14 protein-coding genes are annotated in these 15,999 nt (G+C 40.3%); 8 read left to right on the top strand and 6 right to left on the bottom strand.

What is annotated here, in order from left to right; translation table 11 throughout:
• Window positions 1-7: 7 nt before the first annotated feature.
• From LPH68_RS19230 to LPH68_RS19250, 5 genes are all read right to left on the bottom strand, one after another.
• Complete coding sequence (locus tag LPH68_RS19230; RefSeq protein ID WP_151923393.1) at window positions 8-3,493, bottom strand: TonB-dependent receptor; 3,486 nt, start codon at window positions 3,491-3,493, stop codon at window positions 8-10.
• 254 nt (window positions 3,494-3,747) lie between these two features.
• Window positions 3,748-4,767, bottom strand: a complete 1,020-nt coding sequence (locus LPH68_RS19235) for a FecR family protein (protein WP_151923384.1) — start codon at window positions 4,765-4,767, stop codon at window positions 3,748-3,750.
• Window positions 4,768-4,803: 36 nt separating this feature from the next.
• Entirely contained in the window at window positions 4,804-5,403 is a 600-nt protein-coding gene (locus LPH68_RS19240) for an RNA polymerase sigma-70 factor (RefSeq protein ID WP_151923383.1), read from the bottom strand.
• Between the two features lie 52 nt (window positions 5,404-5,455).
• Window positions 5,456-7,195, bottom strand: a complete 1,740-nt coding sequence (locus LPH68_RS19245) for a GAF domain-containing sensor histidine kinase (RefSeq protein ID WP_151923382.1) — start codon at window positions 7,193-7,195, stop codon at window positions 5,456-5,458.
• 299 nt (window positions 7,196-7,494) lie between these two features.
• On the bottom strand, window positions 7,495-7,815 hold the full coding sequence (locus LPH68_RS19250; RefSeq protein ID WP_004309079.1) for a multidrug efflux SMR transporter: 321 nt from the start codon (window positions 7,813-7,815) through the stop codon (window positions 7,495-7,497).
• 153 nt (window positions 7,816-7,968) lie between these two features.
• On the opposite strand from LPH68_RS19250, the gene LPH68_RS19255 reads away from it, so the two are divergent.
• The 5 genes from LPH68_RS19255 to rlmJ all read left to right on the top strand — a co-directional run bounded on the left by LPH68_RS19255 (window position 7,969) and on the right by rlmJ (window position 12,853).
• Window positions 7,969-8,541, top strand: coding sequence for a Crp/Fnr family transcriptional regulator (locus LPH68_RS19255; protein WP_032852847.1), 573 nt, complete (start codon window positions 7,969-7,971; stop codon window positions 8,539-8,541).
• A gap of 74 nt (window positions 8,542-8,615) precedes the next feature.
• A complete protein-coding gene (locus LPH68_RS19260) occupies window positions 8,616-8,981 on the top strand; it encodes an MmcQ/YjbR family DNA-binding protein (protein WP_004306433.1) in 366 nt (121 codons plus the stop codon).
• Between the two features lie 259 nt (window positions 8,982-9,240).
• Window positions 9,241-11,373 carry a cation:proton antiporter gene (locus tag LPH68_RS19265; RefSeq protein WP_151923373.1) on the top strand — a complete coding sequence of 711 codons (2,133 nt, stop codon included), beginning with the start codon at window positions 9,241-9,243 and terminating at the stop codon, window positions 11,371-11,373.
• Between the two features lie 103 nt (window positions 11,374-11,476).
• Complete coding sequence (locus tag LPH68_RS19270; RefSeq protein ID WP_151923372.1) at window positions 11,477-11,953, top strand: DinB family protein; 477 nt, start codon at window positions 11,477-11,479, stop codon at window positions 11,951-11,953.
• Window positions 11,954-12,046: 93 nt separating this feature from the next.
• Complete coding sequence (rlmJ, locus tag LPH68_RS19275; RefSeq protein WP_230297064.1) at window positions 12,047-12,853, top strand: 23S rRNA (adenine(2030)-N(6))-methyltransferase RlmJ; 807 nt, start codon at window positions 12,047-12,049, stop codon at window positions 12,851-12,853.
• Window positions 12,854-12,926: 73 nt separating this feature from the next.
• Here rlmJ and LPH68_RS19280 read toward each other — a convergent pair whose 3' ends face one another.
• Window positions 12,927-13,547 (bottom strand): hypothetical protein, encoded by a 621-nt coding sequence (locus tag LPH68_RS19280; protein ID WP_151923371.1) that lies wholly within the window; start codon window positions 13,545-13,547, stop codon window positions 12,927-12,929.
• A gap of 198 nt (window positions 13,548-13,745) precedes the next feature.
• Between LPH68_RS19280 and LPH68_RS19285 the strand changes: the two genes are divergently transcribed.
• The 3 genes from LPH68_RS19285 to LPH68_RS19295 are packed head-to-tail and all read left to right on the top strand — an operon-like array spanning window position 13,746 to window position 15,791.
• A complete protein-coding gene (locus LPH68_RS19285; RefSeq protein ID WP_004299149.1) occupies window positions 13,746-14,162 on the top strand; it encodes a DUF3788 domain-containing protein in 417 nt (138 codons plus the stop codon).
• Window positions 14,159-15,289: a GyrI-like domain-containing protein gene (locus LPH68_RS19290; protein WP_008025231.1), complete on the top strand. Its 1,131-nt coding sequence runs from the start codon at window positions 14,159-14,161 to the stop codon at window positions 15,287-15,289. The genes LPH68_RS19285 and LPH68_RS19290 overlap by 4 nt, the downstream gene beginning before the upstream one ends.
• 31 nt (window positions 15,290-15,320) lie before the next feature.
• Window positions 15,321-15,791: a GyrI-like domain-containing protein gene (locus LPH68_RS19295; RefSeq protein WP_151923370.1), complete on the top strand. Its 471-nt coding sequence runs from the start codon at window positions 15,321-15,323 to the stop codon at window positions 15,789-15,791.
• The last annotated feature ends 208 nt before the right edge of the window (window positions 15,792-15,999 follow it).

The raw sequence follows: 15,999 nt of genomic DNA on the forward strand, positions 1-15,999 counted from the left end.
TTTCTATTTAGTAAGTAATAGAGATTCCTAAACTTAAATTCCGCATTGTCGGATAGTTGAAACCGTCTCCTTTATTACCGGAAGTCAGGTCATTATCCGAACCTTTCGTTATCACTGTCACATCATAATCTTTCGTGTGACGGTAGAGTGGAGACCACGACCATAAGTTCTCGCCCGAGAAATAGACGGATACTTTAGAGAAACCTGCTTTTGCTATCCATTTCTTTGGCAAATTGTAACCAAACTGCAAATTTTTGAGCCGGAAGTAAGATACATCCTGCAAATAGCGTGTATTGGCCGTGCCTTTATATAAAGGATTGTAATAACCCGAATAACGCGGCAGATAAGCATCAGGGCGGTCTTTAGTCCAGTAGTTATTTAAATGCCACACCGGAACTTGATTGTAAGGACGGTTATACTGTCCCCAGAAAGAACTCTCACCACTGGGATACCAGTCTTGTTTTCCCACGCCGTCGAACATAGCTGACAAAAAGAAATTATTCCAGTCGGCACTAAATGAGAGGGTATAGATGTAGCGCGGTTCGGAGTTTCCTATGATTTTCCGGTCGCCCGGTGAGTCTACAGTGTTGGCTCCGTTATCAATAGTACCTGTATTGTTCAAGTCTTCAAAACGCATATCCCCCGGATAAGTGATGTAATTGACAGATGTCTGCATCAGGTTGTTTTTGTACCCCTTTCCGTCAAAAGCCGCATCGATTTCGTCCTGTGACTGGAACAGTCCGTTACAAATAAATCCCCAAATCTCACCAATACGCTGACCTACATAATAATCATCCAAGTCACGTTTCGGGTTATTATATTTATCTATCACCGAATGATAATCGGCAAGGGTTGCCTTGATGCCGAAGCTAAACGGTTTGCCTGCCAACCGGAACGAGTCGTTATACCCCAAAGAAATCTCGTAACCATAGGTACTCATATCAGCATAGTTTCCCTTAGGCGATGATGCACCGAATGTATCGGGAAGCGTCGGTCCCACCGTATACATATTAACAGTTTTACGTACGTAATAATCAGCGGACAACGTGATCTTGTTGTTCCAGAATCCCAAATCGATACCGCCATCAATGGTTCGTGAGGTTTCCCAACCGATATTGTCAGGAATTTGAGCAGGATTGAGCGTGTAGCGTAACTGTGCCTTACCGTCAAGGTAACGGCCTTCGCTCGATGAGCCGGTAGTAGAAAAAGTCTTCAATGAGAATTTTTCCAGATAAGAATACGGCTTCACATTACTATTACCCAACGCACCATAAGAAACACGCAATTTTCCATTAGAGATAATAGCCGGATTTACCTTCCAGAACTTCTCTTCCGAGAAACGCCATGCTGCCGAAGCTGAAGGGAAAAATCCCCATTGCGAATTGTTGGGAAACTTCGAAGAACCGTCATAACGCCCGTTCACCTCAAATAGATAGCGGTTGTCATAGGAGTAATTCAACCGGAAGAATGCTCCGGCATACCGCCACCGGTTACCATCACTCTTAATAGACATATTATCTCCCATAGCAAAATTTATATTTTCCACATCAGGCATCAACAAGCCATTCCGCTCCGAAGAGATTGCCTTGTAATCCTGCTGTTCGTAGTTATATCCTGCCAAAACTTTCATATAATGTTTCCCGGCAAATGTATTCTCATATTCGGCATATACATTGGTGGATATATAGGTGGTCTGTTGCACTTTCTCCAACATCTTATCATCTGTTTCCGGTACTCCGAGATATTTAATCACCCCTTCGTAATCGCTATATGGAACGGCGGTAGTCTTCTTGTCTTCTATAAAATCTTTCGTTCGGAAAGAGAAGTCCCCGGTAAAACGCAACTTGTTGTCCAGCATGGTTATATTCAGGGTGGTCGTATTTTTCAGCGTTTTCGTTGTACGCTTCATCCAGTTGTTGCCTGTTACCAGTCCACCAACGGAACGTGCTCCGGAGTGTGTCAAAGTTCCGTCCGGATTAAAGATTGGTTCGGACGGATGCCCTTCCATATTGATGGCTTTCCAAACCAAGCCTTCATTCTGCTCTGCATAACCTAATGGTTGCGTATATTTATCATGAGTATAGTCTATATTATTGGAAATTTTCAGCCAGTTGAACACTTGTGCACTAATTTTGGTACGCATATTCATAGTGCGGTAGGTGTCTGAGTTATAATTGAACAGACCGTCATAATCGTATAACCGTGCGGAAGTATAGTAACTGATTTTTCCGTTCGAACCGCTGATAGATACATTATGCGACTGTGCAAACGTATGATCCTTATAAAGTGCATCATAGTAATCTTCATTTCCATAGTATGTATACTTTCCATCGGGACCAACTGCAGCCTGTAATGTATTTCCTGCCAACTTCCGCTGTCGGAAAGTCTCCAACCATTCTTTTGAAAATGGTTGTGATTTATTAATGCTGGTAGGCTCTATCCCGCGGTAATTGTATTCCGCCTCGCGAAACAGATAAGCCCAGACATAACCGTCATCAACGACATCCGGCACAGCATACGGAGTTTCATAGGAGAAATTCCCCGTATAATTGACTGTAAACTTATCTTTTTGCTTTGATGGATCTTTTGTTGTAATCAGGACGACCCCATACGGAGCACGTGAACCGTAGATGGCTGCCGAAGCCGCATCTTTCAATACGGACACGCTTTCTATATCATTCGGATTCAACATGGCGGGATCACCTTCTACACCGTCTATCAATACCAGCGCACTACCGCCTGCTCCGATAGACGTTACACCACGGATATTATACGAAGCCGATTGATTGGGCTTACCGTCGGCTAACGAAATATTCAGATTGGGTACAGCACCTTGCAACATCTGCGTGACATTAGCCACCGGACGATTTTCAAATACATCCGATGATACATTTTCTACCGCTCCTGTCAAGTTTATCTTTTTTTGGGTACTGAACCCAACCACCACTACTTCGTCCAACGTCTGTGTATCATCTTTCAGCACAACTGTCAGATAGTTCTTATTTTTCACACTCACTTCTTGCGTCAGAAACCCCAAATAGGATATTTGTACCACACTCTCTTCACTGACTGTCAACTGAAACTTACCGTCCATATCGGAGATTGTACCCGCCGTGCCATTCTTCTCTTTTATATTGGCTCCGATGACAGGATCGCCCGACATATCCTTCACTATCCCGCTAATAGTATATTTCTTGGAGGATTGTTGTACAGACTGGCCACTTTTCTTTTTGATGATAATATCTTTCCCCTGGATAGTGTAGCTAACATTTTGTCCTGCCAAGACCTGTTCTACCACCTTTTCAATAGGTAAATCTTTGGCTAGCACTGTCACAATCTTTTTGGTATTCAGATCGCTTGCTGCAAATGCAAATGAATATCCGTTTTGCTTCTGTATTGTTTCAATAGCCCGCTTTACTGTTACGTTCTTCAACTGCAAGTTGATAAGCTGCGCAAATGAGCTTAGATAAGAGCATAGCAAGAGCAGGACCATGAAAAAGACTTTCTTCTTATTTTTCATAAGTCAATGGATAAATAATTGATAAATAGGATGAGAAGTTTAGGATTTTATTTATATTTGCCTAAGCTTTCATCAATTAAAGTCACTGTGGCTTTTAAGATAGAAGGGTAAAAGGTCAGGGGATGGAAAAGGAACCTGGCCTTTTTATGTTTCTATCAGGAGAAGTGAATCATGTTTTTACTAAATGGCTTTTCATATTTTTTGATTTTTAAAGGTTTAACATCTGTTCATTGGGGAAGTGTGATCACAATATTTTTTCCATTCACGGTATAAGTCATTTTGTCTGTAGACGACAATACATTCATAATCTCCCGAATACTTTGCTCTCTTTTACGGAAGTTTCCATAAAAACGAATCGTATTTAACGTATCGTCTGCAACGGTTATTTTCACATCATAGCTTCTCTCCAGTTCTTTAATGATATCTGAAAGCAGCACTTCATCAAAATAGAGGAAGTCATTTGTCCATTCGGCACTATAGGCGGCTTTGGTGTCAGAGACAGATAGCTTTCCTGTCTTTTTATCCAACAGTGCCTGCTGGTCAGGATGAAGTATGGTCTCTTTTTCCCGGGTATTCAGCGCGACCTTTCCTTCCAGCAAACAGACTTTAGCTTCCAAATCGTCTTTATAATTCCGGAAATTAAATTTAGTTCCCAATACTTTGACGTCTAGTTCTTCCGTATGTACTTTAAAAGGTATCTCCTCATTTCTGGTTACTTCAAAATAGGCTTCTCCCGACAAGTTTAATGAACGTTCATTAATTCCAAAATCTTGTGCATAGCTCATTTTGGAACCCGCATTAAGCCAAACCAACGTTCCATCAGGAAGATACAATTTGGTTTTTGAACCGTATGGAGCTTCCACCGTAATCTGTGTCAATTGATTCCGGAGTACTCTCTTTCCACTCTGAAAGGCAATCATTCCACAGAAAAAAACAATTACAACCATTGCAGCGGCATACATCCACGGACTGATAGTGAGTGTTTTTCGTTTTACCGATGGTTGCACAAGGTTTTCCGTATGCTCTAAAAATAATTGATAAGCCTGTTCTTTGTCGAAATACTGTTCATCTGCTTCATCAGAAGCAGCGATCCATACTTCTTGCATATCGGAAAAATGTTTCCGGTTTTCTTCCGAAACATTCAGCCAATTCTGTAACGACTGCATCTCTTCCGGTGTCAGACTGTTTGTCAGATAACCGATTATCCAATCATTGACTATATCCGTATGTGGTGATTGTTCATTCATAAAAGATAGTGCCTTTATATATACTACAGTTTTTTATTAGAGCAGGGTAGGATAAAAAGCAAAAATAATACATAAAAAAGTGCCCAGTTCTTTTTTAAGTATAACTAATGCGCTCTTTATATGATACTTAACCGTATTTACAGAAATGCCAAGTTCACGAGAAATTTCTTCGTAACTCATTTCCCGGAAGCGGCTCATGGTGAATACCTGTTTGCAGGCAGGCGGTAATTTGTTGATAGATTCGTGGATTTTCGATTCCAATTCTTCTTTTAGCAGGTTGCCTAAAGGATGCTCATTGTCAGAAACGATATTTTGCAATTGAATACCAGCCTGCTCAATGGTAGAAAAACGTATCTCTGTCTCCTGCTGCTTAAGGGCTAAGTAGTTCAGACATTTATTACGTACGGCTATTATCAGATAGTTGCGAAGAGGAGGCACCAGTTCCAATTTGTCTCTGACTTCCCAAAGATGAAAGATTACATCGTTCACTATGCTTTCCGCCTGCACTCTGTCTTTCAAGAGATAATAACTAAGTTTGCAGAGAGCAACATAATGATAATCATATATGTATTTATATGCTTCATTATCCCCGGTCTTTAGCTTTTTTATAATGTGTTTTTCATCAATTGGAATCATATTCTGTTTTTTCTACTCTGCAATATTCGGATAATATATTGAAAGATGCAAATTAATCAGTAGAAAAATTGGAATCAGAAAAAGCACCAGGAACATACGGATGAGTGAACCAGAAGCACGAACCTTCCCCCTCACGGGATTCGACTCCAATCTTTCCGCCCATCCTATTGACCAGGCTTTGACAGATGGATAATCCCAATCCGGCACCTTGTACAAATGAGTCTAATTTTACAAAACGATTAAATATTTCATGTTTTTGTTCATCGGGAATCCCTTTGCCCGTATCCGTTACACAAAAACGCACCTGACTCTCATCTTCCAATGAATAGGAAAGTGTGATTGAGCCTTTAGTCGTAAACTTCAAGGCATTAGTCAGAAAATTAGAGAGTACTTGCATGATTCGGTTTTTATCAGCATCAATCACAATCTGCGGTGAATTTTCATCAAACCGCAGTTCGACCGCAGTGTCACGTTTTTTGTGTGAGAAGGTAGCAATCACTTCCCGGCAAAGTTGTGGTACATCCACCCGTCCCATAACAAGATCTATCATACCGGCTTCGATTTTGGAGATGTCCAGAATGTCGGAAATAAGGTTGAGCAACAGCTCATTGTTCTCCTGCACTAAAGACATATATACATGACGCAGCTCCGCCTCATCGGTTTCGGCAAGCAGACTGGAAAAACCGACGATGGCATTCAAAGGAGTACGTATTTCATGGCTCATATTGGCAAGGAATGCTGATTTGAGCCTGTCCGATTCTTCCGCTTTTTCTTTAGCTTGAATCAGCTCTAGTTCCACCTGTTTGCGGGTGGTGATATCGGTAGCCAGTTCCATGATTGCCCAACGTCCGTCGAGCCATTTTATTGCCATGCTCTGGATGGTATACCAACGTTTGGTGACCGGATTGTAGTCTTCCCAAAAATGAACGCCTGTAAACTTACGGTTGGCATCAAGCAACTTCGGCTTCGGGCAGTGTTTACACCCATTTTCCAGACCTGCATTCAACATTCTCCAACATTCCGCATTTTCCGGAACTTCTCCTGCTTCTTCCCTGAAAGGCTTATTGGCAAAAATCACTTTCAACGTATCGTAATCACTCACAAAAATATTGGCATTGATATTGTCCAATACCTTTTGCATGGTTCGCTGCGACTGTTGCAGCGATGTTTCAACTTGCCAGCGTTTAGTAGCAGTAGATACAATTTGCGATATCTGGCTCATCAGTTCCACATCTTTTTCATCCCATTGTTTGTTCCAGCAAAAGTTGAACGAAAGAAAGCCGAAATGTACTCCCAATTGTGACAGGGGAAAAACAGCAATGGCTTTTACGCCTTGCACTTCGAGCATTTGAGTAATAAAGGGATCAAGCGAATAAATATCGGACGTACAAATGATATGGTTTTCTTCCAGCATGTCGAACCAGGGTTTTCCCGCTTCAATGGTCATACTCCGCAAGTAATCGATAGCGGGTTCTATACCGTCGTTGCACCATTCGTTGGTGCAGCCATACGTAACTCCGTCGAGGTGGTTTTCCCATGTCGCCAAACGGTCGACACCAGTATAACGGCCAATTTCGGCCAGTGCCATATTCATAGCAGTAGGTATATCCGGTTCCAATTGCAAAATTTGCAGTACCTTGATAAATAATGCCTGCCGTCGGTTGGTTGCTTCGAGATTCTCCTGAATAGCGATCAAGTCTTTAGATTTCTCTTCAACCATCTGTTCGAGGCTGGTACGGTACTGTTCCAGTTCCATACCGCCCCCTTGAGGTTCAGAATCAGTGGATTTCATGTTTAATAGATAACAGTAAATAGAATTTTAGTTTAGTTTCGAATCCGGACGAGATGCGTCCCACATTCTGCAAATATATACATTTATTTTAGAAACCAAACTTTTTCCCATCAAAACGACTTCTTATAAATGCCTAATAATCGCAGAATTACGAAAGCATATATTACATAATCGACCTCGTCAATTCCAAACTTCCTCAATATTATACCGGATGGAATCTTTTCAACAATATATGACTTACACTGAAAAAGTCCTTATTACACTTTTCCATCTATTAAAACTAAATCCTATTCGTCTGATTATATCAGTTTCAACCCTACGATTGAAATAATCAGAGTCGTCATAAAAAACAAACGACCCAAAGTTGCCGGTTCATGAAAGAACAGGATACCGATCAAGACGGTTCCCACCGCTCCTATCCCCGTCCAAACAGGATATGCAGTGCCGATAGGCAATGTTTGCGCAGCCTTTGCCAGTAGGAACATGCTTAAGATTACAGAGATTACAAATCCCGCTCCCCACAAATAAAAATCGGTGCCTGTCGCTCCCTTAATCTTGCCTAGACAAAAGGTAAAACTAACCTCAAACAGTCCGGCAATAATCAATATAATCCAATTCATATCATTCTATTTTAATATTAGACTGCAAAATTAACAAGATGCCCGGAGCTTTCACTTTACATTTGATAAGAAACGACGGTGTAAGAGTATCATCAATTCTTCTTTTCCTAATATAACTTTTTGTATTTTTGCAGAATAATGATTCAATGCGATATGGATATACACGAGATTATAAACAGGATATATCGGATGCCGGAGGCTTCAGCAGATAAGGTGGTCAAACATCTGTCAAAAGTCACATATCCCAAAGGTTATCATATATTGGAGGCTGGCAAGACTGAAACGAATATCTTTTTCATCGAGAAAGGGATTGCCAGAGCTTACATTCCCGTAGACGGAAAAGAGGTAACGTTCTGGATTGGGAAAGAAGGGTCAACCATTGTCTCATTGAAAAGCTATGTAAATAATCAACAGGGGTATGAGTCAATGGAACTGATGGAAAACTCGGTGTTGTATCTATTAAAGCGCAAAGACTTACACGAATTATTCAAGGAAGATATCCATATTGCCAACTGGGGGCGCAAGTTTGCCGAATCAGAGTTCCTGCAAACAGAGGAAAGACTTATTTCTCTCTTATTCACCACCGCGTCCGAACGGTATATGAAGCTGATACAAAATAATCCGGAGCTATTACAGAGAATACCATTGGAGTGTCTTGCTTCTTATCTGGGAATAACTCCGGTAAGTTTAAGCCGGATAAGGGCGAAATTGAAACGGGTACTTTGAGATAGAAACATGTTTTTCAAAAGCAAACAGAAAGTAATATATTTGTGTTTTGAATGAATCAAAAGAGAGAAGTCATGAATATCGAAGATTATAGAGAATATTGCCTGTCAGTCAAAGGAGCAACAGAATGTATGCCATTTGATGAACATACTTTGGTTTTCAAGGTTATGGATAAAATGTTCACTTTTGCTACATTACGTCCTAAAAACGGAAGATTCTGGGCGGATATGAAATGTAATCCTGATAAATCAGAAGAGCTCATAGAACAATACGAAGACATTTTTTGGGGACCTTTTTCGGATAAGAAACATTGGATAACCGTTTACTTGGAAGGAGATGTTCCCGATAAACTCATAAAGGAGTTGATTAGCCACTCGGTAGAAGAAGTTATAAAGAAGTTACCCAAGAAAAAACAAGAGGAATACAAGAACATGATTTAGGATTCGAAAAATAGACATATCCGGCACTACTATTATTGCTAAAAGTAGAGCCGGATAAAATCACTATACACCCCAAAACGCACACACGGATAAAATCATCGTATATTTAAAAACGTATGTCCCAGGAACACTTGCATTCTTCACTCCGGCAATCATGAATCTGGAGAAAAAATAAATGACTAATTTTATTAACTAATGCTTTTTTAGAAGCATTTTTTTAGGTTATTTTGCGGAACAAATATCACGAACTCGTCAAATTATGGATTGGATTGGCCTTGATTTAACATTCCCTATCACCGACCCTACATGGATATTTCTCCTTGTACTCTTGATTATATTGTTTGCTCCGATATTATTGAATAAACTGCGCATCCCTCATATTATCGGTATGATCCTGGCAGGACTGGCTATTGGCGAACATGGATTTAATATCCTGGCACGAGACAGCAGCTTTCAGTTATTCGGGAAAGTCGGACTCTATTACATCATGTTCCTGGCTGGTCTGGAAATGAATATGGGAGATTTCAAAGAGACGCGAAACAAAGCATTGGTACTGGGATTACTGGCTTTTATCGTTCCTATCGGGATTGGATTCATGGCAAATGTATCTTATCTGAAATATGGTGTAATCACCTCTGTATTATTAGCCAGCATGTATGCCTCCCATACGCTCGTGGCCTACCCCATCGTCACCCGCTTCGGCATATCACGCCATCGTAGCGTAAGTATTGCCGTAGGAGGAACGGCCGTAACGGATACACTCACGCTGCTGGTACTGGCTGTTATAGGCGGATTGTTCAAAGGAGAAACCGGAGGATTGTTTTGGATTTGGCTGGTGGTAAAAGTAATCTTTCTAGGGGCACTAATTATTTATTTCTTTCCGCGCATCGGTCGTTGGTTCTTTCACCGGTACAATGACAACGTGATGCAATTTATTTTCGTGCTTGCGATGGTCTTTTTAGGAGCAGGGTTGATGGAGCTTGTTGGTATGGAAGGTATCTTGGGAGCTTTCCTCGCAGGATTGGTACTTAACCGGCTCATCCCCCACGTCTCTCCATTGATGGATCATTTAGAGTTCGTTGGTAATGCACTTTTTATTCCTTATTTCCTTATCGGAGTGGGAATGTTAATCAACTTACGTGTTATTTTCGGAGAGGGGGATGCCTTAAAAGTTGCCGCCGTGATGATAACCATGGCGCTGACAGGCAAATGGATTGCTTGCTGGCTCACTCAAAAGATATATAAGATGTCTGTTCTTGAACGAAATCTGATGTATGGTTTGAGTAATGCACAGGCGGCAGCCACATTGGCGGCTGTGTTAGTTGGATACAACATTATTCTGCCCACCGGCGAACGGTTATTGAATGATGATGTACTAAACGGAACAGTCTTGCTTATCCTGGTCACTTGCGTAGTGAGTTCACTGATTACCGAACGGGCAGCCAGAAAAATGGCGATGGATGATTCACAACCCGAAAATGAATCGTCGAAAGAAACAGAGAAGATTTTAATATCCATAGCCAACCCGGACACTATCGAGGACATGGTGAATCTTTCTCTAGTCATACGTGACCCCAAATTGAAAGATAATTTCCTGGCATTAAATGTCATCAACGACGATAATAACTCTGATAATCTACGAATTCGAAGCAAACATTATCTGGAAAAAGCCGAAATGATAGCAACGGAAGCAAATGTACCACTCAAAAAGGTCACCCGGTATGATTTGAATATAGCTTCCGGTATTATCCATTCAGTCAAGGAGAATGAGATTACGAGTATTATCACCGGCCTGCACCGTAAGAAAAACATCACAGATTCATACTTTGGAATACTTGCCGAACACTTATTGAACGGATTAAACTGTGAAATAATTATCTCTAAATTTCTGATACCGGTCCATACAATCAAACGGATTGTCGTTGCCGTCCCTCCTAAAGCCGAATATGAATCCGGTTTTCCTCATTGGATGGAGCACTTTTGTCGCATGGGGAGCACTCTTGGATGTCGCGTACACTTCTTTGCCAATGAAAAGACTACCATCCGCCTACAAGCGTGGATAAAGAAAAGGCATAAACAGACGCTTACCGATTTCTCTCTCTTAGAAGACTGGAATGACCTGCTGGTATTGACAGGACAGGTTAGTTACGATCATTTATTGGTTATTATCAGTGCACGACCGGGAACTCTTTCGTATGACAGTTCTTTTGAGAAGTTACCGAGACAGCTTGGGAAATATTTCTCCAACAATAGCTTCATCGTGCTGTATCCTAACCAGTCGGGAGAGCCGTTGGATACGTCTTTCTTCTCCAAGCTATATACTGATACCGAAACCCGACATTACGAGAAAGTCGGTAAATGGTTTTACAGGTGGTTTAAGAAAGAGGGATAAAATTAGAACTGAAAAGTTCCGTTTAATTTATAAATATCGACACATTTATCTATATTTGTACCATTAGCAATTTTGCTATAAACACCTAAAGGAAAAGAATGGTATGTCAAACGTTGATTTTTCCAAAATAACAGAAGAAATCTATCATGTGATAGAAATCGAAGAGAAAATACTAACCGGGCTACAAAATGATACGATCACGTTGAAACGTAATAAACAAAATCGTACCATCAAACAGATTCTCGGACATTTGATTGATTCGGCATCAAACAATCACCAACGCATGGTCAGATTGCAATACAGTAAAGATTTGCTTTTCTTTCCCGATTACCGTCAGGATAATGATCTGTGGATAGCATTACAAGATTACCAAAATGAAGATTGGAATAACCTGATTCAACTATGGAAGTTTTTTAACCTGCATATCATTCAGGTTATAAAATCTGTAGACCAGACAAAATTGGATAGCTACTGGTGTGATTTTGAAGGAACAAAGGTTACGCTACAAGACATGATAGAAGGTTATCTAAGTCATTTACACCTGCATATTCATGAAATCCATGAATTAATGAATACTTAAAAAGGATAGCGGCTGCTGTTCTTTATATTCTATAATTTTTTAAGATGTATCCACATGGCAACTTACACTCATTTCGCAAAATAACCCGATGTACTGAAACATCTGATACTCTGTGAAGTTCTTAGAAATGAAGCCCCACAAGTATATGTAGAAACCAATTCCGCATGTGCCATCTACTCCATGACGCAAACTCCGGAGCAGCAATATGGTATCTATCATTTCCTGGAGAAAGCAGATGATGACAAATCTCTAAAAGATTCCATTTATTACCAACTGGAAAGTACAGAAATGGCAAAAGGAAATTATCTGGGTTCTCCTGCCCTGGCAATGAATGTATTAGGAAAGCAAGCAAAAAGGTTCGTATTCTTCGATTTAGAAAAGAGTGCGCTGGAGAATGTAGACATTTATGCCAAACAAATCGAATTAAGTACATCCGTAGAAATACATCATACCGACTCCCTGAAAGGCACAATAGAACTGTTGCCTTCACTTCCCGCATCCTCTTTCATCCATATCGATCCTTACGAAATAGACAAGAAAGGAGATTCAGGAGTAACCTATCTCGATATCCTGATACAGGCTACTCAATTAGGAATGAAGTGTTTATTATGGTATGGATTCATGACCGAAGATGATAAAGAATCTTTGGACAACTATATTGTATCCAGTCTAGAAAAGGCAGGTATCAAGGATTACATAGGTGTAGAGCTTACCATGAATTCAATAAAAAAAGATAGTATATTGTGTAATCCCGGCATTCTGGGAAGCGGTATTCTGGCTACAAATGTATCACAAACTTCCAAAGATATCATTCTTGATTACAGTAACAAACTGGTTGATATATACAAAGATGCTAAATACAAAGATTATGATGGAAGTTTATATATTCAGCATCTTTGATATCCACTTATTAATTTAATTACCTAGAACATTACTCTACAAACAGAGCGTCAGAAAGCCGGAGCTTTTAAAATCAGTTTCCGGCCTTTTGGCTATAAATTAACTTATTTCTTTGGCTGATTGTCCACAAGCCATCTATTAGCCGTACATTTTTCGTATCGTCATCTTCCACGTTCCATGCATAACTTCCTGAAGGCAGGCCACGTCTGTCCAATATTTCATTGGGCTGATTATTGGAAAAGAAAAGTTCCAGTTGCGTAGAGTCAGGACTAAACACAATAAAGGCAGAAGCATTGCTATCGTCCACCGATTCCGTGCGGATTCCTTTATCAAACAAGCGGATACAGTCTTTTTGCACTTCACACCATACATATCCGGCAGAACCGATACAGCCATGTTCATCCCGATCACCTCCCACAATCGGAGATTGCGGATACTGAACTAATTTAGAAGCCGGCATTCCCGGTGTATATTTTCCGGTATAGAACACTTCCAGCGTATCATTCAGAAGCAAACCGTTGACTTCATCTTTATTTGCATCCATCGTACTGAACGAAAGGGTATCATTCTTATCAGTAACAATCGTTACCGTATTCATGGTTGCATCACTAACGATTCCTTTTGAGCTTGCCACTTTTGACGAGCAACCTGCCATGAGGCAGAGCGTACCTACTGCTAATAATATTGTTTTCATTTTCTTTAATTGGGGCTTTGTTTTTAAATTAATGCAAAGATAAAGGTTATACTGCCAATATTTCGCTTTTACAAAATAAATTAATTTCCGGGCAGATTGTTCACCAGCTACACACAAAATGCCTATATTGGACAACGATCTATTAGAAAATCAGCCTACCTTTGTGATATGGATAATCAAAAGTAAATACAGAATACCATGAAAGAAACTTTGCAGATTCCCACTCCCGAAACACTGGAAGCCTTGATAGGTAAGGAACTTTATGATATATGGACTTCACTTTGCCAGCTTATCGAGCAAAAGTACAATATGGAACAACTATGGAACCATGGAGGAAAAAAATGGATATACGAATATAAATATCGCAAAGGCGGAAAAACGCTGTGTGCCCTATACGCCAAAGAACAAACGATTGGCTTCTTGGTCATTTTAGGTAAAGATGAGCGTGCCAAATTTGAATCTCTGCGAGAAGTATTCTCCAATGAGACTCAAAAGATATACGATGAGACGACTACTTTCCACGATGGGAAGTGGCTTATGTTCGAATTGAAAGACACTTGCTTATTTAATGATATGGAGCGACTGCTATCCATCAAACGAAAACCCAACCGATGATTGAATCAGATATAAATAAAAGGTATTGTCAAAGTTGCGGGATGCCTCTCCGCTTTGATATAGAGAAATATCTGGGTACTAACTCCGACGGTTCCCGAAGTGACGAATATTGCTACTACTGCCTGAAAGATGGAAAATATATCGTCGACATTCCGATGTCGGAAATGATTAATATCTGGATAAAATACACCGATAAGTACAATGAATATGCAGATACCGCTTATTCACCGGAGGAACTTAGACGAATACTCAACGAACGGCTCCCCAAACTGAACCGATGGAAACAGAAGCTGGAAACCAGTAATATCCATCACCAAAAGATTCAGGATATAGTCGTTTACATCAATAATCATTTATTCGATAGTTTAGATGCAGATATACTTAGTACGATAAGCGGACTTTCCAAATATCACTTCAGAAGAGTGTTTCAAACCGTTGCCGGAGAAAATATCGGAAGCTACATACAACGTTTGCGCCTCGAACATATAGCACATCTGTTAGTATCCACCGACTTTACATTAAATCAGATTTCGGAGCAGACAAACTATCAGACTAAATTCAGTCTGGCAAAAGCCTTCAAAAAACATTTTGGCGTGTCAACCTCTCAATATAGGGAGAAGTATAAGCCGATGTATGACGAACAGCATGCGGTTATCACTCCTGAAATCCGGTCGATTCTGCCGATGAAAGTATTTTGTATCGAGGTGGGTGAAAAGTATAAGGATGAACTCCGATACAAGTTAATATGGGATAGGCTCACCAACTATGCGAGGCAGCACAATGAAGAAAAGTCGAATGATAAGTTTGTCAGCCTTAGTATGGACGATCCGTCCATCACCCCAATGGATAAATGTCGCTTCTATCTCGGGGTCATAATCGATAACAAAGAAAATGATTCCCAGCCGGGAGTAATGGAAGTTCCTGGTGGTCGTTATGCTATATTCAGGCATATCGGTGACTACTCTTTATTGCATAAATTCTACCGGACTATTTATGAAGAGTGGTTCCCGAAAAGTAAATATCGTCCTCAAAGCACCTTTAGCTTTGAAATGTATATGAACCGCCCTGCCTCCACCCTTAGAACAGAACTAATTACCGACATCTATATTCCGGTCATCAAGAAATAATTAATTATCAACCCTCTAAAAACAATGTATTATGGGAAAAATTTCAGAAATCATGCTATTGAAGCAACCGGAACAGCCCGCTTTGGCTGTTGAAGTACAAACAGATATGAACGGAATGTCGGAAGCTATCGGGAAGAATTTTGTAAAAATAGACTCTTTATTTAAGGAACAGGGTGAAGTCACTACCGACATCCCCTACGTTGAATATCCTGACTTTGAAAGTCTGACGGAACACAATATCAAAATGATTATTGGTCTAAAGTCATCCAAAAAGTTACAGGGTGAAGGGGATATACGATCCATAACGATACCGGAAAGAAAAATAGTTTCTTGTCTGCATAGAGGAACTTACAGTGAATTGGCTGTCCTGTACAACGAAATGATGGAATGGATAAAAGCCAACGGTTACAAACTTTCGGGAACATCCATTGAATATTATTACAGCAATCCCAACGTACCCAAAGAAGAACAGGTGACGAGAATAGAAATGCCACTATTATAAATGTTGATTTCATCTACTTCATCATGTAGATTCTTCCCAAGCTCCAATTATTGTTATTTGATTCAAAACTGTACTGAAATGAACTAAATGATAATTTTGCGGAGTGCCCTGAAAGGGCTTAATTATATAGCGTAGGGCAACGCCCTACGTAAAAACGACAATCTGAATTTGCGCCCTGAAAGGGCATAATTGTATACAGTTCCGCCCT

The organism is Bacteroides sp. 1_1_30, from assembly GCF_020982715.1.
Lineage (GTDB): Bacteria > Bacteroidota > Bacteroidia > Bacteroidales > Bacteroidaceae > Bacteroides > Bacteroides xylanisolvens.